The following is a 24,524-nucleotide window of genomic DNA, read 5'->3' as shown; positions in this document are numbered from 1 at the left end:
ACCCACATCCGGCACCGTTCCCTCCCGTTTCGCCCCCTTGTGGTATCCGCCCGGAGGGTTTTGGCTGGGACGAGTGATCCCGGCCGGACACCCGTCCGAGCCGAACCGGTGGCATGGTGGAACCTCAGGAGGGTCCCGAATGTCCGATTCATCGAATGACGGCGGCGACTGTACGAACGGCCGCACCGCCGTGACGGAGGCCGAGGTGGAGGCCCTGGTCAGGGGCATCTGCTTCAAGACCGGCCCGCCGAGGACCGTAGGCGTCGAGGTCGAGTGGCTCGTGCACGAGCTGACCGAACCCCGCCTCCCTGTGACCCGCGACCGACTGGAAGCGGCCTACGCCGCTCTGCGCCACCTCCCGCTCGACTCGGCCCTGACCGTGGAACCCGGCGGCCAGCTGGAGCTCAGCTCCCGCCCCGCCGCCTCCCTCACGGAGTGCGTGGACACGGTCTCGGCGGACCTCACCGCCGTCCGCACGGCGCTCAAGGCCCACGGCCTCGCCCTCTCCGGCATCGGCACCGACCCCTGGCACTCCCCCCGCCGCTACCTGCGCGAACCGCGCTACGACGCGATGGAGGCATGCCTGGACCGGACGGGCCCGGCGGGGCGGGCCATGATGTGCACGTCCGCGTCGGTGCAGGTGTGCCTGGACGCCGGGTACGAGGAACCGGGCCCCCTCGGGCTCGGCCGGCGCTGGTGGCTCGCCCACCACCTCGGCGCCGTCCTGGTCGCCGCGTTCGCGAACTCCCCGCTGCTCGGCGCGGAGCCCACCGGCTGGCGCTCGACCCGCCAACTGCTGTGGATGGAGATCGGCACGGGCCGCGCCGGCGGCCCCGACCTGGCCGAAACCCCCCGCGACGCCTGGTCCCGCCTGGTCCTGGACGCCCCGGTGATGTGCGTACGACGCGACAGCGGCCCCTGGGACGTCCCGGACGGCCTCACCTTCCGCGACTGGACCCGCACCGGCGCCCCGACCCGCGCCGACCTCGACTACCACATCTCCACCCTGTTCCCGCCGGTCCGCCCGCGCGGCCACCTGGAGCTGCGGATGATCGACGCGCAACCCGGCGAGAACGGCTGGATCGTCCCGCTCGCGGTGGCGACGGCCCTGTTCGACGACCCGGAGGCCGCCGAGACCGCCTACCGCGCGGCAAAACCCCTCGCGGAACGCGCCCAGGGCCCCGCCCCCCACAACCCCCTGTGGATCACAGCCGCCCGCGAGGGCCTCACCGACCCCGAACTCCACGCCGTCGCCCTCACCTGCTTCACCGCCGCCCTCGAAGCCCTCCCCCGCCTCGGCGCCTCCCCAGCCGTCATCGACGCCGTCCGCACCTTCCACGACCACCACATAATCCCCGGCCGCACCCCGGCCGACGACCTGCTCGACAGCCTGTACGGCGAGGAGATCCACCGATGACCGCCGCCCCCGAATCCCCCGTCGACCCCGAGGCGATACGCGAGCGGGCGCTGGTCACCCTGACGACGGCCCGTGCTCGCACGACGCTGCTCACGTCGTGTGTCGAGGACCCCGACCTCACCGCGCAGCACTCCCCGCTGATGTCGCCGCTGGTCTGGGACCTCGCGCACATCGGCAACCAGGAGGAGCTGTGGCTGCTGCGGGCGGTCGGCGGTGGTGACCCGATGCGTCCGGAGATCGACACGCTGTACGACGCGTTCGAGCACCCCCGCTCGGAGCGCCCGTCGCTGCCGCTGCTGCCGCCGGCGGAGGCCCGCGCGTACGCGGCCGAGGTCCGGGGCAGAGTCCTCGACCTGCTGGAGCGGGCCGACTTCCACGGCAGCCGGCTCACGGAGGCCGGGTTCGCGTTCGGGATGATCGCCCAGCACGAACAGCAGCACGACGAGACGATGCTGATCACCCATCAGCTCCGCACGGGCCCCCAGGCGCTGACCGCGCCCGACCCCAACCCGGTGCCCCTGTTCACGGGTCCGGCCGAAGTCCTCGTCCCGGGCGGGGAGTTCACCATGGGCACGGACTCCGAACCCTGGGCCCTGGACAACGAACGCCCCGCGCACCGCCGCGAGGTGCCCGACTTCCACCTCGACACGACGCCCGTCACGAACGGCGCCTACCTCCGCTTCATCGAGGACGGCGGCTACGACGAGCCCCGCTGGTGGCACCCCGCCGGCTGGGCACACATCCGCCAACACGGCATCCGCGCACCCCAGTTCTGGCACGGCGACGGCGGCCAGTGGCTGCGCCGCCGGTTCGGGGTGACCGAGGTCGTGCCGCCCGAGGAACCGGTCGTGCACGTCTCCTGGTACGAGGCCGACGCGTACGCCCGCTGGGCCGGGCGCCGGCTGCCGACCGAGGCGGAGTGGGAGAAGGCCGCCCGCCACGACCCGGCGACCGGCACCTCCCGCCGCTATCCGTGGGGTGACGCCGACCCGGCGCCCGAGCACGCCAACCTCGGCCAGCGCCACCTCCGCCCGGCCCCCGCCGGAAGCTACCCGGCGGGTGAATCGCCGCTGGGGATACGGCAGTTGATCGGCGACGTGTGGGAGTGGACGGCGAGCGACTTCCTGCCCTATCCCGGGTTCAGGGCGTTCCCGTACAAGGAGTACTCCGAGGTGTTCCACGGCCCCGAGTACAAGGTCCTGCGCGGCGGTTCGTTCGCCGTGGACGAGGTCGCCTGCCGGGGGACGTTCCGCAACTGGGACTATCCCGTCCGCCGCCAGATCTTCTCCGGCTTCCGTACGGCCCGCTCGGGGGCCGTCTGATGTGCCGTCACCTCGCCTACGTGGGCGCCCCGTTGCCGCTCGGCAGTGTCGTGAAGGACCCTCCGCGCAGCCTGTTCCGCCAGTCCTGGGAGCCCCGTCACCAGCGCTTCGGGACGGTCAACGCCGATGGTTTCGGGGTGGGTTGGTACGCGGACGGCGATCCCGTACCGGCCCGCTACCGCCGCGCCGTCCCGATCTGGGCCGACCCCTCCTTCACCGACCTCGCCCGCGTCGTACGCACGGGCGCGCTGCTGGCCGCCGTACGTGACGCGACCCTCCCCGGCGCCGACGGGGAGGCCGCGGCGGCGCCCTTCGCGGCGGACCGCTGGCTGTTCAGCCACAACGGGTCGGTGAAGGGCTGGCCGCACAGCATGGCCGCCCTCACCTCGGTCCTCACACCGACGGACCTGCTGTCCCTGGAGGCGCGTACGGACTCGGCGTTCGTCTGGGCCCTGCTGCTGGCCCGCCTGCGCAGGGGCGAGCCCCTGGCCGACGCCCTGTCCGCGACGGTCACCGAGGTCGCCGAGGCGGCCCCGGGCTCCCGTCTCAACCTCCTGGTGACGGACGGCACTTCGATCGCGGCGACCACCTGGGGCGACTCCCTCTGGTACCTCACCACCCCCGGCCACCGCACGACCGTCGCCTCCGAACCGTACGACGACAGCCCCGCCTGGCAGGAGGTCCCCGACGCCACTCTCCTCACCGCGACCCGCACCGAGGTCCTCACCACCCCCCTCAAGGATCTCGCCGCACCGAAGGAGCCCCGTCCGTGAGCCCGTTCCGTCTCACCCGCACCCTGCCCGAGGGCGCCACCGACGCGGCCCTGCGCGCCGATGTCCTGCGCGGCCTGACCGCGAACCCCAAGTGGCTGCCGCCCAAGTGGTTCTACGACGCGCGGGGCAGCGAACTCTTCGACCGGATCACGGAGTTGCCCGAGTACTACCCCACCCGGGCCGAACGTGAGATCCTCCTCGACCGGTCCCCCGAGATCGCCGCGGCGTCCGGCGCCCGCACCCTCGTGGAGCTGGGCTCCGGCTCCTCCGACAAGACCCGCCACCTCCTCGCCGAGCTGACCGGCCTGCACACGTACGTCCCCGTCGACGTCAGCGAGAGCGCCCTCACCCAGGCCGGCGAGGCCCTCCTCGCCGAGCACCCCGGCCTCACCATCCACGCCCTCATCGCCGACTTCACCACCGAACTCCGGCTCCCCGAGACCCCCGGCCCCCGTCTCCTCGCCTTCCTCGGCGGCACGATCGGCAACCTCGTCCCCGCCGAACGCACCACGTTCCTCGCGGCCGTCCGCGCGCTCCTCTCCCCCGGCGATACGTTTCTCCTCGGTACGGACCTGGTCAAGGACGAGACCACGCTCGTCCGCGCCTACGACGACTCCGCCGGGGTCACCGCAGCGTTCGACAAGAACGTCCTCGACGTCGTCAACCGCGAACTCGGCGCCGACTTCCACCCCGACTCCTTCGACCACGTCGCCCTCTGGGACCGCGACCACGAGTGGATCGAGATGCGCCTGCGCTCACGCACCGCCCAGACCGTCAAGATCCCCGCGCTCGACCTGGCGATCGACTTCACGCCGGGCGAGGAGATGCGTACGGAGGTCTCCGCGAAGTTCCGCGAGCAGGGCATCAAGACGGAACTCTCCGCCGCCGGCCTGGACCTCACCCACTGGTGGACCGACACCGCCGGCCGCTTCGCCCTCTCCCTCTCCACCGCCCACTGACCACGCCACCTCGCGCCCCCCGCCCACCTGAGGCACGGTGGACCCATGTCGAACCACACCTACCGCGTCACCGAAATCGTCGGCACCTCCCCCGACAGCGTCGACCAGGCCGTCCGCAACGCCATCACCCGAGCCGGCCAGACCCTCCGCAACCTCGACTGGTTCGAGGTCACCCAGGTAAGAGGCCAGATCGAGAACGGCGAGGTGGCCCACTGGCAGGTGGGCCTGAAGGTGGGCTTCAGACTGGAGGAGAACTAAAAGGCCGAACCGCCCAGCCACCTCTTTCAGGGGCGCGGGGAACTGCGCAGGGGGGTGTGGGGGGGGGCTTGCCCCCCCCCCACAAGGGGCGCGGGGAACGGCGCGACCAGCCACAACGGCGCCGCACCGGACCACCACCCGCTACCTTTCCAACAGCATCCGCTGAAGCTCGCGTGCCGCTCTCGGCGGAGCCACATCGCTGCGATGCGCCAACGCGATAGTCCGATGCAACCCGGGCCGGGCCAGCGGGGTCACCCGCAACCCGTGCCCGGACCGCGCGGCCACCATCCGCGGCACGACCGCGACCCCCAGCCCCGCCCGCACGAACCCGAGGACCGCGTCCATCTCACCCCCCTCGACCGCGAACCCCGGCTCGAACCCCGCGGAGCGACACGCGGCCACGGTCAGCTCCCGCAGGTCGTACCCGTGCCGGAACATCACGAGCCGCTCGCCCGCGAGCTCGGCGACATGGACGGTCCGCTTCCCGCCACCGGGACGGGCCGCGTCGAGGGACGACACGACGACGAGGTCCTCCCGCAGCAGTTCGACGGTCGTCAGCGCGGGCGCGGGCTGCGGCAGCGGCAGGACGACCAGCGCGAGATCGAGCGCACCCCGGGCCAGTTCGCGGATGAGATCGTGCGAACCACCCTCCTCGATGAGCAGCTGCACCCCCGGATACCGGTCGTGGAAGGCGCGCAGCACATCCGGCAGCAGCCCCGTGCACAGACTCGGTGTCGCCCCGAGCCGCACCCGGCCGCCCCTCAACTGTACGAGTTCCCGCACCTCGTAGCGGGCGGTCTCGGCGTCCGCGAGAATCCGCCGGGCCAGCGGAAGCAGCGCCTCGCCGGCGTCGGTCAGCGTGATGTTCCCCCGGGCCCGCAGGAACAGATCGGCGCCCAGCTCCCGCTCCAGCGCCTTGATCTGTTGCGACAGCGAAGGCTGGGCGACATGGACGGTCTCGGCGGCCCGGGTGAAGTGCCGGGTCTCCGCGACGGCGACGAAGTACTGAAGCTGCTGGAACTGCATGGTGTCACCATAGTCCGCGGCTATGGAATCAAGCCGGACCATGTCTTGGACCGATGGGCCGGAACGCGCCTAGCGTTCTGAGTCATGGCTCTGGCAACGCGGACGGACCGACGGCCGTCGATGGCGCGCACCGTGTGGGACTCCTCCGTCGGCAAGAAGACCGTGATGGCCGTCAGCGGCCTGATCATGCTCGGCTACCTCGTCGTCCACATGCTCGGCAACCTGAAGATCTTCTTCGGGGCCGGCGAGTTCAACCACTACGCCCACTGGCTGCGCACGATCGGCGAGCCGTTCATGCACTACGAGTGGACGCTCTGGGTGATCCGCGTGGTGCTGGTGATCGCCGTGGTCGCCCACGCGGTCTCCGCCTACCAGCTCAGCCGCCGGGACATCAAGGCGCGGCCCAGCAAGTACGTGCACGTCAAGCGGCGGGCGAGCTACGCGACGCGCACCATGCGCTGGGGCGGGATCATCCTCGGCCTGTTCATCGTCTGGCACATCCTCGACCTGACGACCGGCACCGTGCACAGCGGAGGCTTCGAGGAGGGCAAGCCGTACCAGAACGTCGTGGACACCTTCTCCACCTGGTACGGCAACACCATCTACCTCACGGCGATGCTCGCCCTCGGCCTGCACGTCCGGCACGGCTTCTGGGCCGCCGCGCAGACCCTCGGCGCCGGCAGCCGCCGCCGCGACCGCGCCCTCAAGACCACGGCAAACGTTCTCGCACTGCTGCTCACGGCCGGTTTCATCGCCGTCCCCGTGGGTGTCATGACCGGAGTGGTGAGCTGACATGACCGACTACCCGAACTACGCGACCGGCGCTCCGCTGGCCGACACCACGGCCCCCGCCGGCCCGATCGCGGAGCGCTGGGACACCCGCCGCTTCGAGGCGAAGCTCGTCAACCCGGCCAACCGGCGCAAGCACACGGTGATCGTCGTCGGCACCGGACTCGCCGGCGGCTCCGCCGGGGCGACGCTCGCCGAACAGGGCTACCACGTCGTCCAGTTCTGCTACCAGGACTCCCCGCGCCGCGCCCACTCCATCGCCGCGCAGGGCGGCATCAACGCGGCGAAGAACTACCGCAACGACGGCGACTCCGTCCACCGGCTCTTCTACGACACCGTCAAGGGCGGCGACTTCCGGGCCCGCGAGTCCAACGTCCACCGCCTCGCGCAGATCTCGGTGGAGATCATCGACCAGTGCGTGGCGCAGGGCGTGCCGTTCGCCCGGGAGTACGGCGGCCTCCTCGACACCCGGTCCTTCGGCGGCGTCCAGGTCTCCCGCACGTTCTACGCGCGCGGCCAGACCGGGCAGCAGCTCCTGCTGGGCGCCTACCAGGCGCTGTCGAGGCAGATCGCCGCCGGGAACGTCGAGATGCATCCGCGCACCGAGATGCTCGACCTGGTCGTCGTCGACGGGAAGGCGCGCGGGATCGTCGCCCGGGATCTGGTCACCGGGCGCGTGGACACGTACTTCGCGGACGCCGTCGTCCTCGCCAGCGGCGGCTACGGGAACGTCTTCTACCTGTCGACGAACGCGATGAACTCCAACGCGACGGCCGTGTGGCGGGCGCACCGGCGCGGCGCGTACTTCGCGAACCCGTGCTTCACACAGATCCACCCCACGTGCATCCCGCGCACCGGCGACCACCAGTCGAAGCTGACGCTGATGAGCGAGTCGCTGCGCAACGACGGCCGGATCTGGGTGCCGAAGGCGAAGGGCGACACCCGGCCCGCGCACCAGATCCCCGAGGCCGAGCGGGACTACTACCTGGAGCGGATCTACCCCTCGTTCGGCAACCTCGTCCCCCGCGACATCGCCTCCCGCGCCGCGAAGAACGTCTGCGACGAGGGCCGGGGCGTCGGCCCCGGCGGTCAGGGCGTCTACCTCGACTTCGCCGACGCCGTCGCCCGGATGGGCCGGGCGGCCGTCGAGGCGAAGTACGGGAACCTCTTCGACATGTACCAGCGGATCACCGACGAAGATCCGTACGAGGTGCCGATGCGGATCTACCCGGCCGTGCACTACACGATGGGCGGGCTGTGGGTCGACTACGACCTCCAGACGACCGTCCCCGGGCTGTTCGCGATCGGTGAGGCCAACTTCTCCGACCACGGGGCGAACCGGCTCGGCGCGTCCGCGCTGATGCAGGGCCTCGCGGACGGCTACTTCGTGCTGCCGGCCACCATCAACGACTACCTGGCCCGCAACCCGCGTCAGGAGGAGGTGACGGCCGAACACCCGGTCGTGCAGGAGGTGTTGGCGGAGACCGAGGACCGGCTGAACCTGCTGCTGTCGGTCGGCGGGGACCGCACCCCCGACTCCTTCCACCGTGAACTCGGGGAACTGATGTGGGAGTTCTGCGGGATGGCCCGCAGTGACGCCGGGCTGCGCAAGGCTCTCGCGCGCATCCCGCAGATCCGCGAGGAGTTCTGGCGGCGCATCAAGGTCCCCGGCACCGGCGAGGAGTTCAACCAGTCGCTGGAGAAGGCCAACCGGATCGTCGACTACCTCGAACTCGCCGAGCTGATGTGCCTGGACGCGCTGCACCGCGCCGAGTCCTGCGGCGGGCACTTCCGCGAGGAGTCCCAGACGCCGGACGGCGAGGCCGCCCGCCACGACGAGGAGTTCGGCTACGCGGCGGCCTGGGAGTTCACCGGCACCGGTGAGGCGCCCACCCTCCACAAGGAGGACCTCGTCTTCGAGTACGTCCACCCCACCCAGCGGAGCTACGCATGAGGCTCACCCTGCGCGTCTGGCGCCAGCGCACCACCGAGGCCGACGGCGCCATGTCGACCTACGAGGTCGACGAGATCTCCCCCGACATGTCGTTCCTGGAGATGCTCGACACCCTCAACGAGGAGCTGATCCTGCGCGGCGAGGACCCCGTCGCCTTCGACCACGACTGCCGCGAGGGCATCTGCGGGGCCTGCTCGCTCGTCATCAACGGCGACGCGCACGGCCCGGAACGCACCACGACCTGCCAGCTCCACATGCGGTCCTTCTCCGACGGCGACACGATCGACGTCGAACCCTGGCGTGCCGCCGCCTTCCCGGTGATCAAGGACCTGGTCGTCGACCGCTCCGCCTTCGACCGCATCATCCAGGCGGGCGGCTACATCACGGCCCCCACCGGCGCCGCCCCCGAGGCCCACGCCACCCCCGTCCCGAAACCGGACGCCGACTCGGCCTTCGAGCACGCCGAATGCATCGGCTGCGGCGCCTGCGTCGCCGCCTGCCCCAACGGCGCGGCCATGCTGTTCACCTCGGCCAAGATCAACCACCTGGGCGTCCTCCCCCAGGGCGCCCCCGAACGCGAGACCCGCGTCCTGGACATGGTCGCGCAGATGGACGACGAGGGCTTCGGCGGCTGCACCCTGGCGGGCGAGTGCGCGACGGCCTGCCCGAAGGGGATTCCGCTGGTGTCCATCACCTCGATGAACCGGGAGTGGCTGCGGGCGACGCGGAAGTCCGCCAAGAGGTAAACAGACGTTCGCCGTGCAGAGGCGGACGGGCGGGACCGGGAGTGGTGCTCATCCCCGGTCCCGTCTGGCTTTCCGCCGACCGGTTCCCACCGTTAAACAACCTCACATCCCCGCTCCCGAAATCGGTCACGTACACGCCAACCGCCGTCGGAAGAACAGTCCTCGGCGGCACCGCTCGCCGCCGTTCGCCTGTGACTCGGGAGAGAGCCATGACCGGCGTTTCCACGCTCGACCGTCCCCAGCAGAATGTGGCGCCGACGCGCTACACCGTGACTCTGGCACGCAGTGAGGAAGACGTACGGGCCGCGCAGCGGCTGCGGTACGAGGTGTTCGCGGGGGAGCTTGGGGCCCTGCTGGGAGGAGCCCAGCCGGGGCTGGACGTCGACTCGTTCGACGCGTACTGCGATCACCTGCTGGTGCGGGACACCGGGACCGGGCAGGTCGTCGGGACGTACCGGCTGCTGCCCCCGGAGCGCGCGGCGGTGGCCGGACGCCTGTACTCCGAGGGGGAGTTCGACCTGTCGGCGCTGGACACGATCCGGCCGAACCTCGTCGAGGTGGGCCGCTCCTGCGTGCACCCCGAGCACCGCGACGGCGCCGTCATCTCGCTGATCTGGGCGGGCATCGCCCGCTACATGGTCGACCGGGGCCACGAGTGGCTGGCGGGCTGCTGCTCGGTGCCGCTCGCGGACGGCGGGAAGCTGGCCGCCGCGACCTGGGACCGGGTCCGGGAGAAGAACCTCGCCCCCGAGGGGTTCCGGGTACGGCCGCTGCTGCCGTGGGTGCCGAAGGACCTCGCCGTCCCCGAGCGCACCGAGCTGCCCGCGCTGCTGCGCGGCTACCTGCGCCTCGGCGCCTGGGTGTGCGGGGAGCCCGCGCACGACCCGGACTTCGGGGTCGCCGACCTGTACGTGCTGCTGTCGATGCGCAAGGTCAACGCCCGCTACCTGCGCCACTTCCTCTCCCTCGTCCCGTCCTGATGAGCGTCTGGCTGCCCAGCGCGCCCTGCACCCCGAGGGCGTGCGTCGAGACCGGGCGCGGCGCGCGGACGCGGGGTGCGCCGAGGCTGCTGGCCGTGGTGGCGCTGCTGTTCGCCGGGGTGCTGGGCTCGTTCGTCGTCCGGTGGCTGCCGGGCGCGCTCGTGCGGGGCTGGGCGCGGAGCGTCGTACGGGCCTCGGGGGTGCGGGTGCGGATCACCGGGGCCGCGCCGCCCGACGGCGGGCTGCTCGTCGTCGCGAACCACATCTCGTGGCTGGACGTGCCGCTGCTCGCGGCCGTGCGGCCCGCGCGGATGCTGGCGAAGCGGGAGATCCGGCAGTGGCCGGTCGCGGGCCCGATCGCCGCGCGGGCCTCGCTGTTCATCGACCGGGACCGGCTGCGCGCGCTGCCCGGCACGGTCGCGCACATCGCGGACTCCCTGCGCGCCGGGCAGGCCGTCGCCGTGTTCCCCGAGGGTTCCACCTGGTGCGGACGCGAGCACGGCAGGTTCCGGCGCGCGGTGTTCCAGGCCGCGCTGGACGCGGGCGCGCCCGTGCAGCCCGTGCGGATCAGGTACCGGACCGCCGAGGGCGCCGAGTCCACGGCGCCCGCGTTCGTCGGCGACGACTCCCTGCTCAGCTCCGTCTGGCGGGTCGTCACCGCCCGTCGGCTGGTCGCCGAGGTGGAGGTGCTGCCGCTCGTCGACCCCGCGAAATACCCGGACCGAAGGTCTCTCGCACGGGCGTCCGAAGTGGGATCATGACGCCGTGGATACGGTCCTTGTCACGGGCGGCAGCGGCTTTGTCGCCGCCCATCTGGTACGGGAGTTGCTGGAGCGGGGCTACCGGGTGCACGCCACCGTCCGCAGCCTCACGGCCACCGCGAAGGTGGCCCCGCTCACAGCGCTCGGCGAACAACACCCGGGCGCTCTAAGGCTGTTCGAGGCCGACCTCCTGAAGGACGGCTCCTTCGACGAGGCGGCGGCGGGCTGTTCCGTCGTCTTCCACGTCGCCTCGCCCTTCCTCATGCCGGAGAAGATCAAGGACGGCCGGCGAGATGTCGTCGAGCCCGCGCTCACCGGAACTCACAATGTCCTGGGCGCGATCGAGCGCACGGAGAGCGTCCGCAGGCTCGTCCTCACCTCCACGGTCGGCGCGATCTTCGGCGACTACTCCGACGTCCTCACCGACATGGGCGGCGAGTTGAGCGAGAAGTACGTCAACTCCAGCAGCACGGTGGAGAACAATCCCTACCACTACGCCAAGACCGTTGCCGAGCAGGCTGCTTGGGACGCGCACGGCGCTCAGGACCGCTGGTCCATGGTCGCCGTCAACCCCGGGCTGATCCTCGGCCCCTCCCTGACCCCGGCCTCCGACTCCGGGAGTCTCTTCCTGCTCGACGAGCTGTTCAAGGGCTACTTCTGTTACGGCGCACCGGACTTCAGCTTCACCACGGTCGACGTCCGCGACGTGGCCCTCGCGCACGTCGCCGCCGCCGAGAACCCGGACGCGCACGGCCGGTACATCCTCGCCGAGAAGGAGATGACGTCCTTCCACCAGATGGCGACGCTGATCCGGCGGCACCACAAGAGCTGGCGGCTCCCGCGAACCGCCTTGCCCCACTGGCCCGTTCGCATCCTGGGGCCCGCGTTCGGGCTCACCCAGGACTACATCCGCAAACACCTCGGCATCCGCTTCACCGTCGACAACCGGCGCAGCACCGACGAGTTGGGGATCACCTACCGCCCGGTCGAGGAGACCCTCGTGGACCACTACCGCTCGTGGACGACGTCCGCCAGCCGCCGGTAGGAGTCGAGGAGCCCCTCACGGTCGTACGTACTCGTCGTCACCAGTACCTCCTGCGCCCCCGTCTCCTTGACGAGCCGCTCCAGGCCCTCCGCGACCTGCTCCTCGGTGCCGGCGAGGTGGCCGGTGAGGGCGGCGTCGTAGAGACCGCGCTGTCTGGCGGTCATGGGGCGGTCGGCGGCTTCCTCGGCGGGCGGGAGGGGCGGGAAGGCGCCGTGGGTGCGGGAGTACGCGGCCGACCAGGCTTCCGGGACCAGCAGACGGTGGGCCGCCTCGGGGGTCGCGGCGACGGCGACCGTGCCGGAGACGACGACGTAGGGCTCGGCGGCCCAGGGCGAGGGGCGGAACGCCGCACGGTAGCGGTCGATGCCGGACAGCATCCGGTCGCGGTCGCGCAGGTCGCCGATGACCATCGGGAGGCCGAGCCGGGCCGCGATGTCCGCGCCCTCGCCCATGGCCAGCACGAACGGCGGCACGGCCAGCCCCTCGGACGGGCGGGCCCGGACCCCGGTCGGGGACGTGCCCGCGAACCAGCCGAGCAGCTCCTCGACCTGTGCGGCGAAGTCCTCCGCGTCGTCCTTGCCGTGCCCCAGCGCCCGCCGCACCCCGTCCGTGAACCCGACCGACCGGCCGAGCCCCATGTCGATCCGCCCCGGGAACAGCGACTCCAGCACCCCGAACTGCTCCGCGACCACCAGCGGCCGGTGGTTCGGCAGCATCACCCCGCCCGTCCCCACCCGGATCGACCGCGTCGCCCCCGCCACGGCCGCCGCCAGCACCGTCGGCGCCGACCCCGCGACCCCCGGCACACCGTGGTGCTCCGACACCCAGAACCGGTGGAACCCGAGCGCCTCCGCCTCCCGCGCGAACGCCACCGTGTCCCGCAGGGCCCGCGCGGCCGTATGCCCCTCGCGGATACGCGAGCGGTCGAGGACGGAGAAACGCGTTGCTGCCAGTGTCGAGGTCACACCAGGTTCAACGCCTGCGGCCCCGGGAGATTCCTTCGCCGGGCGCCGCGACCGACCGGCGCACGACCAGCTGGGTGCTGAGGACGACGTGCTCGTCCGCCGGCTCCGCACGGTCCCGCAACGCCAGCTTCACGGCCGTACGCCCGAGTTCCTCGTACGGGACCCGGACGGTCGTCAGGCCCGGGGTGAGGTCGGCGGCGAACGGGACGTCGTCGAAACCGATCACCGAGACGTCCTCCGGGACCCGCAGACCCGCCTCCTTCAGCGCGCCGATCGCACCGATCGCGACCATGTCGGTGCCCGCGAACACGGCCGTGAACCGCGCCCCGGCCCGCAGCGCGTCCCGGGTACGGAGGTAGCCGGAGGAGCGGGTGAAGGGGCCCGGCAGATCCAGCTCGGCGTCCGGCGCGACGCCGTGCCCGCGCAACGCCTGCTCGAACCCCGTCCGGCGCAGCTCCGCCGTACTGAAACCGCTCTCGCCGCCCAGGAACAGGATGCGGCGGTGCCCGGCGATCAGCAGGTGCGAGGCCGCCTGGAAGGCGCCCGCCCGGTTGTCGTACTCGACGACCGACACGGGCACGCCGTCCGGCAGCGGCGGCCGGCCCACCAGCACCAGCCGCGACCCGGCCGCGTCCAGCGCCCGCGCGTACCCGGCCGTACGGCGCCGGTACGCGTCGTCCAGGAACGCGCCCCCGACCAGCAGGACCGCCGCCGCGTGCTGCTGGCGGGCGAGCTGGACCAGCGCGTCCTCCCGGGCGGGGTCGTCACGGGTCGCGCACACCAGGCTCAGCCGCCCCCGGTCGGCGGCCTCCTGCTCGACCCCGGCGGCGACATGGGCGAGCGAGGGGCCGGTGATGTCCTTGACGACCAGCGCGATCGGGCCCGCGACCTGCCCGGAGAGCGCCTTGGCGTGCACGTTCACCACGTAGTGCAGCGCGTCGACGGCCGCCATCACACGCCTGCGGGTGTCCTCCGACACCGGGTAGTCGCCCGCGAGCGTGCGGGAGACGGTCGCCACCGACACGCCCGCCCGCGCGGCGACGTCCCGGATCGTGCTGGGCCGCTGCTTTTCCCTGGTCACGGGCCCAGACGTTACTAGACACCGCGCCGCGTCACTCCGGCAGCGGGCGGCCGTCCACGACGTGCTTCATCACCAGCGTCGAGGTGAGCCGCTGGACCCCCGGCAGGGTCGCCAGGCGCTCGTCGTAGAGCCGCTGGTAGGCGGCCAGGTCGGTGGCGGCCACCCGCAGCAGGTAGTCCGGGTCGCCGAACAGCCGCTGCGCCTGCACGACGTGCGGGACGGCGGTGAGTGCCTCCTCGAAGTCGGCGACCGTGTTGCGGTCCTCCAGGCGCATCGTGACGAACACCAGCGCCTCGAAGGAGAGGCCGACCGCCGACGGCTCGACGACCGCGCGGTAGCCCCGGATCGCCCCCGAGCGCTCCAGGTCACGCAGTCTGCGGTGGCAGGGGGAGACGCTGAGGCGGACCCGCGCGGCGAGTTCCGTGATCGTCAGACGGCCGTCGAGCTGGAGCTCGGTGAGAATCTTCCGGTCTATGGCATCCACGGAGGAGATTCTCCCCCTCCTACACCGGATACGAGGGAAAGAGAGGAACACCTTCCGGCTTTTTCTTCCTAATCTTCCCTCTATGGACATATCGACGGTCGTCGCGTTCCTCGCGGTCGATCTGCTGCTCGTGCTCACCCCGGGCGCCGACTGGGCGTACGCGATCTCCGCCGGCCTGCGGGAACGGGCGCTGCTGCCCGCCGTCGCCGGGCTGACCCTCGGGTACCTCGGCTACACGGTGCTCGCCGTCGCCGGGCTCGTGGTGGTCGTCGCGAGTTCGCCCGCGCTGCTGACCGGACTGACCGTCGCCGGGGCCTGCTACCTGATGTGGCTCGGGTGGGGGGTGCTGTCCCGGCCGGCGGGGGTCGGGGCGTCCGGCGAGGAGATCGAGGGCTCACGCGGGCGGATTCTGCTCAAGGGGGCGGGGATCAGCGGGCTCAACCCCAAGGCGCTGCTGCTGTACTTCTCGCTGTTTCCTCAGTTCATCGATACGGGGACGGGGGCGGGGTGGCCGGTGGCCGCGCAGACGGGGCTGCTCGGGGTGCTGCACACGACGGCCTGTGCGGTCGTCTATCTCGGGGTGGGGGTGTTCGCGGGGGCCGTGCTGCGGACACGGCCCGGTGCGGCGCGGGTGGTGACGCGGGTGTCCGGGGTGTTGATGGTGGTGATCGGTGGGGTGCTGCTGGTGGAGCAGGTCGCGTAGTGGCGTGGTCAGGCCGCGTGTTCGTGTGCGCAGACGTCGTCGATGCCGGTGGCGGACCACAAGGGGAAGGGGTCGTCGCCCGTTTCCTCTCCCGGGGCCGACAGGCAGGCCGAGAGCGCCTGTTGGAGTTCGTCCGTGCGCAACTGGGTGCCGATGAAGACCAGTTCCTGGGCGTAGGGGGCGTCCTCGTCGCGGGCCGCCGAGGGTTCGAAGCGGGCCACCGAGCCGGCCTGGGACCAGAGGCCGGTGACGTGGGGGCGGGTGGAGAGGGTGAAGAAGCCCTTGGAGCGCAGGACACGGCCGTAGACGCCGCTGTCCAGGTGTTCGGTGACGAACGTCCACAACCGGGCGGGGTGGAAGGGGAGTTCGGAGCGGAAGACGGTCGACGAGATGCCGTACTCCTCCGTCTCCGGGGTGTGGTCGCCGTTCAACTCCCTGACCCAGCCCGGGGCTTGCTGGGCCTGTTCCAGGTCGAAGCGGCCCGTGTCGAGGACTTCACGGAGGGGGACGCGGCTGTGGGTGGACGTCAGGACGCGGGCCGTCGGGTTGAGGCGGGTGAGGGTCGCGCGGAGGCGGTCGGCCGCGGGGGTGTCGACCAGGTCCAGCTTGTTCAGGACGAGGACGTCCGCGAACTCGACCTGATCGATGAGGAGGTCGCTGACCGTGCGTTCGTCGTCCTCGAAGGGGGCGAGGCCGCGGGACGCGAGTTCGTCGCCGGTGTCCAGTTCGGTGAGGAAGTTCGCCGCGTCGACGACCGTGACCATCGTGTCCAGACGGGCGACGTCACCGAGGGTGGCGCCGTCGTCCCTCGCGAAGGCGAAGGTGGCGGCGACGGGGAGGGGTTCCGAGATGCCGCTCGACTCGATCAGGAGGTGGTCGAAACGGTTCTCCCGGGCCAGGCGGTCCACCTCCTCCAGGAGGTCGTCGCGCAAGGTGCAGCAGATGCAGCCGTTCGTCATCTCGACGAGGCGTTCCTCCGTGCGGGAGAGGGCGGCTTCACCGCCTCTGACCAGGGCCGCGTCGATGTTGACCTCGCTCATGTCGTTCACGATCACCGCGACCCTGAGGCCCTCGCGGTTGTTGAGGACGTGGTTGAGGAGGGTGGTCTTTCCGGCGCCGAGGAAGCCGGAGAGGACCGTCACGGGGAGGCGGGCGGGGTGTGTCCGGGGCACCGGGGTCAGCCTTCCGGGCGCAGGAGGCCGCGCTCGTACGCCTTCACCAGGTTCTGGGGGACGAGGTGCTGGACGCCGTCGACGGTGACCGGGACCAGGGCGGGGACGCTCGCCTTCCACTGGGCGCGGCGGTGGCGGGTGTTGCTGCGGGACATCTTGCGCTTGGGGACGGCCATGGTGGGGCTCCTCGGGAGGTGGGGTGTGTCCCGGGGAGGCTATCTGAAAATGGTTCCCATTAACAATTGGGGGTGGTGTCGGTGGGGCGCAATAGGGTGGGCGGTGTGACTGACAGCCGGCCTCTTGCCGTATTCGATCTCGACAACACGCTTGCCGATACGGGGCATCGGCAGCGGTTCCTCGAAGGGGGGCGGCGGGACTGGGAGGGGTTCTTCGGTGCCGCGTCCGACGACCCGCCGATCGGGGAGGGGGTGGCGTTCGCGGTGGCCTGTGCGCAGGAGTGTGAGGTCGTGTATCTGACCGGGCGGCCCGAGCGGTGCCGGCAGGACACGGTGGAGTGGCTCGCCCGGCACGGGCTGCCCGAGGGGCGGGTGTTCATGCGGCGCAACGACGACCGGCGGCCGGCCCGGCAGATGAAGATGACGGTGCTGCGGCGGGTGGCTCGGGGGAGGGTGGTGCGGGTGGTCGTCGACGACGACGAGTTGGTGTGCGCGGAGGTGGAACGGGCCGGGTTCTCGGTGGTGCGGGCTCGGTGGGTTGCCTCGTCGGAGGTGTTGGGGGTGGTGCAGGAGGGGGAGGGGAGGACGTGAGGGGGGCCGTTGCAGCAGGAGTACCAGCCCTGGAGTTGAATCTGCCGATGGACATGTCCTCCCGAGAGATCCGCATACCCCTCGACGAAGCCGTCGCCGTCCTGCGAGACCTGAACGAGTTCGTGGTCTCCCTCGACCGGCTCGGGTCCCGCGTGGCATTCGGAGACGCCGACGAGTACACCGTCGGCAAATTCATCTTCGACTGGGACGTCATGCGGCGGCTGTCCCGCGCCCGGCGCGTCATCAGCGTCGCGCTGGATGAGCAGCTCAGCGAGGAAGAGAAACTCCAGATCGACGACCTGTGCGAGCAGGGCCGCTTCTACACGGACAGCGTCGGATCGGACCGGACAGCCGAACCCCGATGACGACGTTGCCCGGCACTGACGAGAGGTGTGGGGGCAAGCCCCCACACCCCCCTTGTCCAGTTCCCCGCGCCCCTGAAACGCTCCTCAGCCCCTCGCGTCCTGCAACGCCAGCTCCCTCAGCTTCTCCGGCGGCCCCGGCCTCGCGTAGTACCAGCCCTGGGCCGTGTCGCAGCCGAGCTGGCGCAGGTGTTCGGCCTGGGCGCCGGTTTCCACGCCCTCGACCGTGACCGCGAGGTCGAGGCTGTGGGCCATGGTGACGATGCCTTCGACGATCTTGAGGTCGACGGGGTCGGCGGGGAACTGCTGCATGCCCTGGGTGAAGGAGCGGTCCAGCTTGAGGATGTTCACCGGGAGGCGGCGCAGGTTGGCGAGGTTGGAGTAGCCGGTGCCGAAGTCGTCGAGGGCGATGTCGACGCCCATCTCGGCGAGCTGCCGCAGCGGCTTCAGGAGGTCGTCCTCGGCGCCGATGAGCGCGGACTCGGTGACTTCGAGGCACAGCGCCTCGGGGCCGACGCCCTCGCGCTCCAGGATCTCCACGGTGTCCTGGACCAGCCCGGGGTGGCTGAGCTGGACCGGCGAGAGGTTGACGTTGATGCGCAGCGACCAGGTGTCGGCGCACACCTCCCGCCAGGCCCGCACCTGCCGCACCGACTGCTCCAGCACCCACCGGCCGAGCGGCACGATCAGCCCGGTGTGCTCGGCGAGCGGGATGAACCGGTCGGGGCCGAGCACGCCGTGCTGCGGATGCAGCCAGCGCACCAGGGCCTCGGCGCCGCGGATGCTGCCGTCCTCCAGGCGGACGATCGGCTGGTACTCGATGAAGAACTCGTCGCGCTCCAGGGCCGCCGGCAGCGCGGTCGTCAGCCCGTGCCGGGTGATGGCGCGGGCGTCGGCCTCCGCGTCGGCCAGCTCGAAGCGGTTGCCGCCCGCCGACTTGGCCCGGTACATCGTGATGTCGGCCGAGCGCAGCACCTCGGCGGCGCTGCGCTCCCCCGCCTGCCCCTCGACGATGCCGATGGAGCCCCGCACGGTCAGCTCCCGGCCGTCGATGCGGACGGGTGCGACGAGGGCGTTCATGATGCGGGAGGCGAGTTCGTCGACCTCGTGCGGGGAGTCGGGGCCGGTGGTGAGAGCCACGAACTCGTCGCCGCCGAGCCGCGCGACCATCTCGCCGGGCGCGGTCGCGCAGGACTGGAGGCGGTCGGCGATCTCGACGAGGAGCCGGTCGCCTGCGGCGTGCCCGAGGCTGTCGTTGATGGTCTTGAAGCCGTCGAGGTCGAGGTAGCACAGGCCGTAGCGGCGGCCGTCGCCAGCGCCGACGATCTTCTCCAGGCGCTCGAAGAACAGGGTCCGGTTGGGCAGCCCGGTGAGCGCGTCGTGGGTGGCCTCGTAGCGCAGCCGCAGGTTCAGCAGGCGGCGCTCGGTGGTGTCCTCCATGAGGGCGAGCTGGTAGCGGGGGGCGCCGTCGGCGTCGCGCAGCAGGGAGACCGTCAGGTTGGTCCACAGGACCGTACCGTCGGGGCGGTAGAACGCCTTCTCCGTGTGGTAATGCTCGCGGTCGCCGCGGACCAGCTCCTCGTGCAGCTTCCAGACCTGCGGGGCGTCCTCGGCGTGCGTCCAGTCCTTGACGTTGCGGCTGCGCACAGCCTGCTCGGAGCCGCCGAACATCCGGGTCAGGGCGTCGTTGACCTCCAGGACGTGGCCGTCGAGGTCGGCGATCCAGATGCCTATGGCGGCGCCCTCGAAGACCGCGCGGAAGCGGGCCTCGCTCGCGTGCAGGGCCTGCGCGACGACGCCCTGCGCCTGGAGCGCGGCCTGCGCGATGGCCTCCTGCTCGGCGAGGGTGCGCTCGCGCAGGGCGTGCGCGTACCCGGCGGCCATCGCGTGCTGGAGGCGCGAGCAGCGGGTGCGCAGCTCCTCGGCGGGGCCGTCGTCGCCGCAGTACAGCACCAGGTAGGCGTCCACGCAGTCGAGGGCCTGGGCGAGCGCCTCGGGGTCGGTGCAGTGCGCGCCGACCAGGGCGCCGCCGACCGCCCTCGCCTCGGCGGCGTCGAAGGCGCGGGCCAGGAGCGCCGTCCGCAGGCGTCTCGCGAGGGGGAGGAGGAGGTCCTCGAACTCGGGGCGGGTGAGGGGGGTGGAGGTGGCCGGGTAGACGGCGCGGCTCCAGATCGTCGCGAACCGGCGCAGCCGGTCCTCGGGGCCGTCCTGCACGGCCGTCACGCCGTGGTCCCCACGCCGGCGAAACCACAGAACGCGTAGGGGTCCTCGTCCTCCGGGGCCGTCTCCGGCCGCCACAGCGGCATCGGCACCAGTCCAGGTTCCACCATGTCGTACCCCTCGAAGAACCGCGCGATCTCGCTTCGTGAGCGCATGATCAGCGGGTTGCGGATGTCCTTGTACACGTCGACCGCGCCGCCGGCCCGTTCGGGCGGCAGCGGGATTCCCTCGAACGAGGCATGGGTGAGGACGAGCATGCTGCCCGGCGCGAGGGCGTCGCGCAGCGCCGCCACCGCCCCGTACGGGTCGTCCTCGTCGTCCACGAAGTGCAGTATCGCAATCAGCAGGACGGCCACCGGCCGATCGAGGTCCAGCAGAGCGCGGACCTGAGGGCTGGTCAGGATGGTGGCGGGGTCCCGGAGGTCGGCCGCGACGGCGTCGGCGCGGGGGTCGTTCGCGAGGGCGGCCCGGGTGTGCTCGACGGCCACGGCGTCGTGGTCGACATGGACGACGCGGGAGTCGGGGGCCGCCCGGCGGGCCACCTCGTGGACGTTGCCGGAGGTGGGCAGGCCCGAGCCGATGTCGAGGAACTGGGTGATGCCCTCGGCGGCGGCGTGCCGTACGGCGCGGCGCATGAACGCCCGGGTGGCCTGCATGATCTTCGGCAGCCCCGGTACGGCTTCCATGGCCCGGCGGGCCGCCGCCCGGTCCGCCTCGAAGTTGTGCGAACCGCCCAGAAAGTAGTCGTTGATGCGCGCCACGCTGGGCATCGAGATGTCGATGCTCCTCGGGGCCCAGGCGGGACGCTGCATCAGTACTCCAAGACTTCTGGTGTTCCGGTGTTCGAGCTGAGGCTACTGATCGCCCGCCAAAAGAACGAGCGGAAACGGAAATTGACCGTCCGTTCCCGGTCGGGACGTGTGGGTTTCCGGTGGGTTCTGTCGACTCTCGTGGCGCCGGAGGACAACACGACAGGTCCGCCCCCTCCCGTACGGCGCGGAGGGGGCGGACCATGGAGCGGCGCGGTTACGTCACTGGGCGGGAGCGCCGACCAGCTTGCCGTCGGGGCGCACCGCGAACCAGGTGCCGCCGACGCCCTGGCCGTTGGTGTCGCCGGGCTCCTTGTCGTTGATGAAGGTGTAGATCGGCGAGCAGTTGAGGGTCTGCTGCTCCTCGTTGTTGTCGGGGCGCGTGAACTTCATGTACCCCTTCTCGGGGATGTTCTTGGTGTCCTTGAAGTCCACCGGGGCCACGATCGGCCACTTCGCGAGGCAGTCGCCCTTGCAGTTCGAGACGGGCTTCGGCCACGCCTTGTCCTTCAGGAAGCGGTAGACCGTCATGCCGTTCTTGTCGACGACGATCTCGCCGAGCTTCGGGTCGTTGCGGGTCGACAGGCCGGCCTGGTCGGAGACCTCGGAGGCACCGGAGCCGCCCGACTTGGCCTTCTTGCCGTCGGGGGCCAGCGCGAACCACTTGTTGCCGACGTTCTGGCCGGTCGTGTCGCCGGGGTTGGCGTCCTTCGCGTAGTAGTACGCGGGCCAGCCGTCGACCGTGAGCTGCTTCTTGCCGTCGGCGCGGGTGACCTCGCCGAGGATCGACTTGTCGATGCCGTCGCCGGCCGAGACGTCGGCCGCGTCGACCGGCGGCCAGGTGGTCGCACAGGCGTCGTTGCAGTTGGACTTCGGGGGTTCGGCGGTGTCCGAGTCGAAGCGGTAGAGGGTACGTCCGCTGCTGTCGGTCACGATCTTGCCGAGCTCGGCGTTGGTGGCGACGGCGAGTTCGCCGGCCCCGCCCTGCGCCTGGGTACCGCCGTCGCCGGTGCCGGTGGACGGGCTGGTGCCCGCGCCGACGCCGGTGCCGACCCCGCCGTAGCCGCCGCTGCCGACGCCGCCGGTGGTGATGCCACCGGTGCCGGCCGGGGCCGTGGCGCCGACGTTCTGGCTGCCCGTCGAGCCCCCGCTTTCCTGACCGCACGCCGTCGTCAGCGCCAGCACGGCCACAGCGCTCGCCACGAGAGAGGCGCTCCGCCAGGAGGTGTTCATTGTCAACTCCCCGATCATCACAAGCTGTTCGCAGCGCCCTGCTGCGCCGCCGCTCGGCATTGGTTACGCACGGGGTGTGCCGTTGTGTTCAACCCCGCCAAAAAAATCTTTCGACCGGCTGTGTTTGCCGGGGCCGAGACCGACACCGGCCCGACGGCGAACGGGGGCGGGGCGCCGCCGGAACACCCGGGTTCGTACGACGCCCCGGGCGCACGGGACCTCCGGGACCTGCCCCCACCCGTCCACCGGCTTCCGCTCCGGCGTCAGGGGCGCGTGACAGACCGTCACGGACCCGCCCCGCGCGCCGCCGGCCGCGCCCGGCGCCGGCATCGGGCCCGCCCGTCCGGGGAGTTCGTCGGATACGTGTGCGTACGTCCGGACATCCGGTCGAAGCGGGGTCAAACCGATCGGGGGTGAAGTTCGCCCGTTCGGGGCAATCAGGGCCGATCGGGGGCGTACGCCGGGGTGGGAGGGCTGATGATCTGCGTCGTGCATGGACCCGAACCGACCCGATCCGCCCTCGCCGTACGGGTGTTGGGCGTGGTGACCGCTGCCTGGATTCTGGTGGGCGCGCCGGCCGGGGTCGCGTCCGCCGACGCGTGCGCGTACGCGTCCGCGGGGCCGGACGGCCTGGAGGTGGTGGCCGTCGCCGGTCACTCACCGTGGCCCGGAGGCTGGCCGACGCCGCCGCCGTGCCGTCCGAAACCTCCCCCGCCGCCCCCGGACTGCCCGGAACCGACCCCGACCCCGACTCCCACGCCCACCCCCACACCGAAGCCGACCCCCACCCCCAAGCCCACGCCGACCCCGAAACCGACCCCCGAGCCCACCCCGAAGCCCACGCCGAAACCTTCCCCCACCCCTGAGCCACCCCCACGCCCCCAGCCCGCACCACCCCGGGCCGCCCCCCTCCCGAAGCCGACCCCGACCCCCACACCCACCCCGACTCCCACGCCCACCCCCACGCCCACACCGTCCCCCACCCCCAGCGCCTCCCCCGTGACCTACCCGGCGTACCACCAGTCCGCCCCCCGCAAGCGCCCCACCCACGGCACCACCTCCCCGGTCACCTACGTCCTGCTCATCACGGCCCCCGCGGTGATCGCGGTCGCCGCCCTGCGCCCGCGCTGACACCCGCGCCCGGCCGCACACCCCACCCTCACCCTCACGTTCACCAAGGAGGCCCCCTTGCCCGAATGGCTAGTCCTCACCCTCTCGATGGCCGCCGCCGTGACGGTGGTGATCGTCGTGGCGCTCCTGCGCCAGCGCACCGCGCCGGAGGACGAGGACCCCTCGGAGACCCCGGACGTCATCGAGTACATGACGATGTGGATCGGCGTGGTGTACGCCATCGTGCTGGGTCTCGCGATCGCCGGCGTCTGGGAGGCGAGGAGCGCCGCCCAGGACCACGTCCAGGCCGAGGCCCAGGCGCTGCACGAGATCTCGGAGCGGGTCCGGGTGTACCCCGCCGAGGAGCGCGACCGCATCCGCGCCGACGTCGACGCGTACGTCAAGCACATCGTCGACGTCGAGTGGAAGACGATGAAGGACAAGGGCGAGATCACCGACCAGGGCGACCGGCTGCTCGGCGTGGTCCGCGCGGACGTCACCGACTACGAGCCGACCACGGACTTCCAGGCCCAGCAGTACCAGCCGCTCCTGGACCAGGTCGCCGCCGCCGACCAGGCCCGCACGGCCCGCGCCGACTCGATCGACCCGACGATGCCGGGGGTGGTCTGGGGCGGCCTGCTGGGCGGCGGCATCATCACGATCGGCATGGTCTTCGCCCTCCAGATCCGCCGCACCACCCGGGAACTGGTCCTGGCCGGCCTCTTCTCCGCCCTGATCGCCTTCCTGCTCTTCCTGATCTGGGACTTCGACGCGCCCTACAGCCGGGGCATCACGGCATCAGCAGAACCCTTCCTCCACTTCTTCCCCGGCATCAGGGACTGACGGCACCTCAGCCCGCCGGCGCGCCCGCCACGCCGCCGAAGTCCCCTGAGCGGCCCACACACATGCCCCATTCGCACGACACCGATCGCGCGTACGCACACCTGTTCCTAGCGTTTCGGTCATCGAGGTGCATTCCAGGCACGCGCGGAACAGGTCCGCGAGCTGCTCCTCGGGGACCGGAGGATCGACCATGCGCGCGATACGCGTCGCCTCGGCCGCACTGCTGGGCGCGAGCGCCCTGGCCATCACCGCACCGACCGCGGCAGCGGGCGACAACGACGCGTTCGGCTTCGGCGTGCAGCCGACGACGATCGCGGCGGGCGGCCAGGTCACGCTCTCCGTGAGCCGGGGCCACGGCAACTGCCAGGGGACGGTCATCGTGTCGTCCGGCGTCTTCGACACCGTCCGCATCCCACCGGACCGCTCGCAGTCCACGGCGACCGTCGACTGGGACGCCCGTCCCGGCGCCTCCTACCGGGTGACGTTCACCTGCAACGGCGGCGACAGCGGGACGGCCCAGCTGACGATCGCGGGCGGCCGGGGTCCCACCCAGCAGCCGTACCCGCTCTACCCCCCGAACCGGGGCGTGCACGCCGGTGAGGGCGGCACGATCGGCGGCTTCGACCTGAAGGAGCTGGGTCTCGGCACCCTGCTCATCGTCGGGTCGCTCGGCACGGCGTACCACTTCTCCCGTCGCCGCGCGGGCGAGGACAACGCCTGACGGCGACGGTCCGCCACCGCCCAC

At 71.6% G+C, this 24,524-nt stretch carries 27 protein-coding genes; 18 read left to right on the top strand and 9 right to left on the bottom strand.

What is annotated here, in order from left to right:
• Positions 1-139 precede the first annotated feature (139 nt).
• The 5 genes from egtA to ABZX85_RS09135 are packed head-to-tail and all read left to right on the top strand — an operon-like array spanning position 140 to position 4,729.
• Positions 140-1,417, top strand: coding sequence for an ergothioneine biosynthesis glutamate--cysteine ligase EgtA (gene egtA / locus ABZX85_RS09155; protein WP_355864020.1), 1,278 nt, complete (start codon positions 140-142; stop codon positions 1,415-1,417).
• Positions 1,414-2,739: an ergothioneine biosynthesis protein EgtB gene (egtB, locus tag ABZX85_RS09150; protein ID WP_355864018.1), complete on the top strand. Its 1,326-nt coding sequence runs from the start codon at positions 1,414-1,416 to the stop codon at positions 2,737-2,739. Before egtA ends, egtB begins: the two co-directional genes overlap by 4 nt.
• Positions 2,739-3,512, top strand: coding sequence for an ergothioneine biosynthesis protein EgtC (gene egtC, locus ABZX85_RS09145; RefSeq protein ID WP_355864016.1), 774 nt, complete (start codon positions 2,739-2,741; stop codon positions 3,510-3,512). The genes egtB and egtC overlap by 1 nt, the downstream gene beginning before the upstream one ends.
• Positions 3,509-4,471: an L-histidine N(alpha)-methyltransferase gene (egtD, locus tag ABZX85_RS09140; protein WP_355864014.1), complete on the top strand. Its 963-nt coding sequence runs from the start codon at positions 3,509-3,511 to the stop codon at positions 4,469-4,471. Before egtC ends, egtD begins: the two co-directional genes overlap by 4 nt.
• Before the next feature lie 45 nt (positions 4,472-4,516).
• On the top strand, positions 4,517-4,729 hold the full coding sequence (locus ABZX85_RS09135) for a dodecin (RefSeq protein WP_355864012.1): 213 nt from the start codon (positions 4,517-4,519) through the stop codon (positions 4,727-4,729).
• 141 nt (positions 4,730-4,870) lie between these two features.
• On the opposite strand, the gene ABZX85_RS09130 is transcribed toward ABZX85_RS09135, so the two are convergent.
• On the bottom strand, positions 4,871-5,755 hold the full coding sequence (locus ABZX85_RS09130; protein WP_355864010.1) for a LysR substrate-binding domain-containing protein: 885 nt from the start codon (positions 5,753-5,755) through the stop codon (positions 4,871-4,873).
• A gap of 120 nt (positions 5,756-5,875) precedes the next feature.
• Between ABZX85_RS09130 and ABZX85_RS09125 the strand changes: the two genes are divergently transcribed.
• From ABZX85_RS09125 to ABZX85_RS09100, 6 genes are all read left to right on the top strand, one after another.
• Positions 5,876-6,547 (top strand): succinate dehydrogenase, encoded by a 672-nt coding sequence (locus ABZX85_RS09125; RefSeq protein ID WP_355864190.1) that lies wholly within the window; start codon positions 5,876-5,878, stop codon positions 6,545-6,547.
• Position 6,548: 1 nt separating this feature from the next.
• Entirely contained in the window at positions 6,549-8,498 is a 1,950-nt protein-coding gene (locus ABZX85_RS09120; RefSeq protein ID WP_355864008.1) for a fumarate reductase/succinate dehydrogenase flavoprotein subunit, read from the top strand.
• Entirely contained in the window at positions 8,495-9,244 is a 750-nt protein-coding gene (locus tag ABZX85_RS09115; RefSeq protein WP_355864006.1) for a succinate dehydrogenase/fumarate reductase iron-sulfur subunit, read from the top strand. Before ABZX85_RS09120 ends, ABZX85_RS09115 begins: the two co-directional genes overlap by 4 nt.
• A 209-nt stretch (positions 9,245-9,453) precedes the next feature.
• On the top strand, positions 9,454-10,224 hold the full coding sequence (locus ABZX85_RS09110; RefSeq protein WP_355864004.1) for a GNAT family N-acyltransferase: 771 nt from the start codon (positions 9,454-9,456) through the stop codon (positions 10,222-10,224).
• On the top strand, positions 10,224-10,985 hold the full coding sequence (locus ABZX85_RS09105; protein ID WP_355864002.1) for a lysophospholipid acyltransferase family protein: 762 nt from the start codon (positions 10,224-10,226) through the stop codon (positions 10,983-10,985). Before ABZX85_RS09110 ends, ABZX85_RS09105 begins: the two co-directional genes overlap by 1 nt.
• Before the next feature lie 4 nt (positions 10,986-10,989).
• Positions 10,990-12,030, top strand: coding sequence for an NAD-dependent epimerase/dehydratase family protein (locus ABZX85_RS09100; RefSeq protein WP_355864000.1), 1,041 nt, complete (start codon positions 10,990-10,992; stop codon positions 12,028-12,030).
• On the opposite strand, the gene ABZX85_RS09095 is transcribed toward ABZX85_RS09100, so the two are convergent.
• From ABZX85_RS09095 to ABZX85_RS09085, 3 genes are read right to left on the bottom strand one after another with little or no spacing between them, the layout of a single operon-like run.
• Positions 11,994-12,995, bottom strand: a complete 1,002-nt coding sequence (locus ABZX85_RS09095; protein ID WP_355863999.1) for an LLM class flavin-dependent oxidoreductase — start codon at positions 12,993-12,995, stop codon at positions 11,994-11,996. The genes ABZX85_RS09100 and ABZX85_RS09095 overlap by 37 nt on opposite strands.
• 7 nt (positions 12,996-13,002) lie before the next feature.
• A complete protein-coding gene (locus ABZX85_RS09090) occupies positions 13,003-14,076 on the bottom strand; it encodes a LacI family DNA-binding transcriptional regulator (RefSeq protein ID WP_355863997.1) in 1,074 nt (357 codons plus the stop codon).
• 31 nt (positions 14,077-14,107) lie between these two features.
• Positions 14,108-14,560 carry an Lrp/AsnC family transcriptional regulator gene (locus tag ABZX85_RS09085; RefSeq protein ID WP_355863995.1) on the bottom strand — a complete coding sequence of 151 codons (453 nt, stop codon included), beginning with the start codon at positions 14,558-14,560 and terminating at the stop codon, positions 14,108-14,110.
• Between the two features lie 82 nt (positions 14,561-14,642).
• Here ABZX85_RS09085 and ABZX85_RS09080 point away from each other — a divergent pair, with 82 nt between their 5' ends.
• Entirely contained in the window at positions 14,643-15,263 is a 621-nt protein-coding gene (locus ABZX85_RS09080; protein WP_355863993.1) for a LysE family translocator, read from the top strand.
• Between the two features lie 8 nt (positions 15,264-15,271).
• Here the strand turns inward: ABZX85_RS09080 and ABZX85_RS09075 are convergent, their stop codons facing one another.
• Positions 15,272-16,444, bottom strand: a complete 1,173-nt coding sequence (locus tag ABZX85_RS09075; protein WP_355864188.1) for a GTP-binding protein — start codon at positions 16,442-16,444, stop codon at positions 15,272-15,274.
• A complete protein-coding gene (gene rpmF, locus ABZX85_RS09070; protein ID WP_355863991.1) occupies positions 16,441-16,611 on the bottom strand; it encodes a 50S ribosomal protein L32 in 171 nt (56 codons plus the stop codon). The genes ABZX85_RS09075 and rpmF overlap by 4 nt, the downstream gene beginning before the upstream one ends.
• Before the next feature lie 105 nt (positions 16,612-16,716).
• Here rpmF and ABZX85_RS09065 point away from each other — a divergent pair, with 105 nt between their 5' ends.
• Together ABZX85_RS09065 and ABZX85_RS09060 are read left to right on the top strand one after the other, a co-directional pair.
• Positions 16,717-17,202, top strand: coding sequence for a hypothetical protein (locus ABZX85_RS09065; protein ID WP_355863989.1), 486 nt, complete (start codon positions 16,717-16,719; stop codon positions 17,200-17,202).
• Between the two features lie 47 nt (positions 17,203-17,249).
• Positions 17,250-17,567 (top strand): hypothetical protein, encoded by a 318-nt coding sequence (locus ABZX85_RS09060; protein ID WP_355863987.1) that lies wholly within the window; start codon positions 17,250-17,252, stop codon positions 17,565-17,567.
• 84 nt (positions 17,568-17,651) lie between these two features.
• Here the strand turns inward: ABZX85_RS09060 and ABZX85_RS09055 are convergent, their stop codons facing one another.
• The 3 genes from ABZX85_RS09055 to ABZX85_RS09045 all read right to left on the bottom strand — a co-directional run bounded on the left by ABZX85_RS09055 (position 17,652) and on the right by ABZX85_RS09045 (position 21,826).
• Positions 17,652-19,787: an EAL domain-containing protein gene (locus ABZX85_RS09055; RefSeq protein ID WP_355863985.1), complete on the bottom strand. Its 2,136-nt coding sequence runs from the start codon at positions 19,785-19,787 to the stop codon at positions 17,652-17,654.
• On the bottom strand, positions 19,784-20,596 hold the full coding sequence (locus tag ABZX85_RS09050; RefSeq protein WP_355863983.1) for an SAM-dependent methyltransferase: 813 nt from the start codon (positions 20,594-20,596) through the stop codon (positions 19,784-19,786). The genes ABZX85_RS09055 and ABZX85_RS09050 overlap by 4 nt, the downstream gene beginning before the upstream one ends.
• 219 nt (positions 20,597-20,815) lie before the next feature.
• Complete coding sequence (locus ABZX85_RS09045) at positions 20,816-21,826, bottom strand: SCO0930 family lipoprotein (protein ID WP_355863981.1); 1,011 nt, start codon at positions 21,824-21,826, stop codon at positions 20,816-20,818.
• Positions 21,827-22,488: 662 nt separating this feature from the next.
• Here ABZX85_RS09045 and ABZX85_RS09040 point away from each other — a divergent pair.
• The 4 genes from ABZX85_RS09040 (at position 22,489) to ABZX85_RS09025 (ending at position 24,500) form a co-directional block, all read left to right on the top strand.
• Positions 22,489-22,692 carry a hypothetical protein gene (locus ABZX85_RS09040; protein ID WP_355863979.1) on the top strand — a complete coding sequence of 68 codons (204 nt, stop codon included), beginning with the start codon at positions 22,489-22,491 and terminating at the stop codon, positions 22,690-22,692.
• Positions 22,693-22,825: 133 nt separating this feature from the next.
• Positions 22,826-22,957, top strand: a complete 132-nt coding sequence (locus tag ABZX85_RS09035; RefSeq protein ID WP_355863977.1) for a hypothetical protein — start codon at positions 22,826-22,828, stop codon at positions 22,955-22,957.
• Between the two features lie 57 nt (positions 22,958-23,014).
• Positions 23,015-23,779, top strand: a complete 765-nt coding sequence (locus ABZX85_RS09030) for a hypothetical protein (RefSeq protein ID WP_355863975.1) — start codon at positions 23,015-23,017, stop codon at positions 23,777-23,779.
• Positions 23,780-23,969: 190 nt separating this feature from the next.
• On the top strand, positions 23,970-24,500 hold the full coding sequence (locus tag ABZX85_RS09025; RefSeq protein WP_355863973.1) for a hypothetical protein: 531 nt from the start codon (positions 23,970-23,972) through the stop codon (positions 24,498-24,500).
• Positions 24,501-24,524: the final 24 nt, after the last annotated feature.

The sequence above is a fragment of the Streptomyces sp. NPDC004539 genome (genome assembly GCF_040610055.1).
Lineage (GTDB): Bacteria > Actinomycetota > Actinomycetes > Streptomycetales > Streptomycetaceae > Streptomyces.
Note: the sequence above shows the minus strand (reverse complement) of the source record. Positions and strands in the feature narration are given on the sequence as shown.

Bases quoted from the DNA above. Each gene is read 5' to 3' on its own strand.
- egtA (WP_355864020.1), top strand. From the start codon at position 140: ATGTCCGATTCATCGAATGACGGCGGCGACTGTACGAACGGCCGCACC.
- egtB (WP_355864018.1), top strand. From the start codon at position 1,414: ATGACCGCCGCCCCCGAATCCCCCGTCGACCCCGAGGCGATACGCGAG.
- egtC (WP_355864016.1), top strand. From the start codon at position 2,739: ATGTGCCGTCACCTCGCCTACGTGGGCGCCCCGTTGCCGCTCGGCAGT.
- ABZX85_RS09135 (WP_355864012.1), top strand. From the start codon at position 4,517: ATGTCGAACCACACCTACCGCGTCACCGAAATCGTCGGCACCTCCCCC.
- ABZX85_RS09130 (WP_355864010.1), bottom strand. From the start codon at position 5,755: ATGCAGTTCCAGCAGCTTCAGTACTTCGTCGCCGTCGCGGAGACCCGG.
- ABZX85_RS09125 (WP_355864190.1), top strand. From the start codon at position 5,876: ATGGCGCGCACCGTGTGGGACTCCTCCGTCGGCAAGAAGACCGTGATG.
- ABZX85_RS09120 (WP_355864008.1), top strand. From the start codon at position 6,549: ATGACCGACTACCCGAACTACGCGACCGGCGCTCCGCTGGCCGACACC.
- ABZX85_RS09115 (WP_355864006.1), top strand. From the start codon at position 8,495: ATGAGGCTCACCCTGCGCGTCTGGCGCCAGCGCACCACCGAGGCCGAC.
- ABZX85_RS09110 (WP_355864004.1), top strand. From the start codon at position 9,454: ATGACCGGCGTTTCCACGCTCGACCGTCCCCAGCAGAATGTGGCGCCG.
- ABZX85_RS09105 (WP_355864002.1), top strand. From the start codon at position 10,224: ATGAGCGTCTGGCTGCCCAGCGCGCCCTGCACCCCGAGGGCGTGCGTC.
- ABZX85_RS09080 (WP_355863993.1), top strand. From the start codon at position 14,643: ATGGACATATCGACGGTCGTCGCGTTCCTCGCGGTCGATCTGCTGCTC.
- rpmF (WP_355863991.1), bottom strand. From the start codon at position 16,611: ATGGCCGTCCCCAAGCGCAAGATGTCCCGCAGCAACACCCGCCACCGC.
- ABZX85_RS09060 (WP_355863987.1), top strand. From the start codon at position 17,250: ATGGACATGTCCTCCCGAGAGATCCGCATACCCCTCGACGAAGCCGTC.
- ABZX85_RS09050 (WP_355863983.1), bottom strand. From the start codon at position 20,596: ATGCAGCGTCCCGCCTGGGCCCCGAGGAGCATCGACATCTCGATGCCC.
- ABZX85_RS09045 (WP_355863981.1), bottom strand. From the start codon at position 21,826: ATGAACACCTCCTGGCGGAGCGCCTCTCTCGTGGCGAGCGCTGTGGCC.
- ABZX85_RS09025 (WP_355863973.1), top strand. From the start codon at position 23,970: ATGCGCGCGATACGCGTCGCCTCGGCCGCACTGCTGGGCGCGAGCGCC.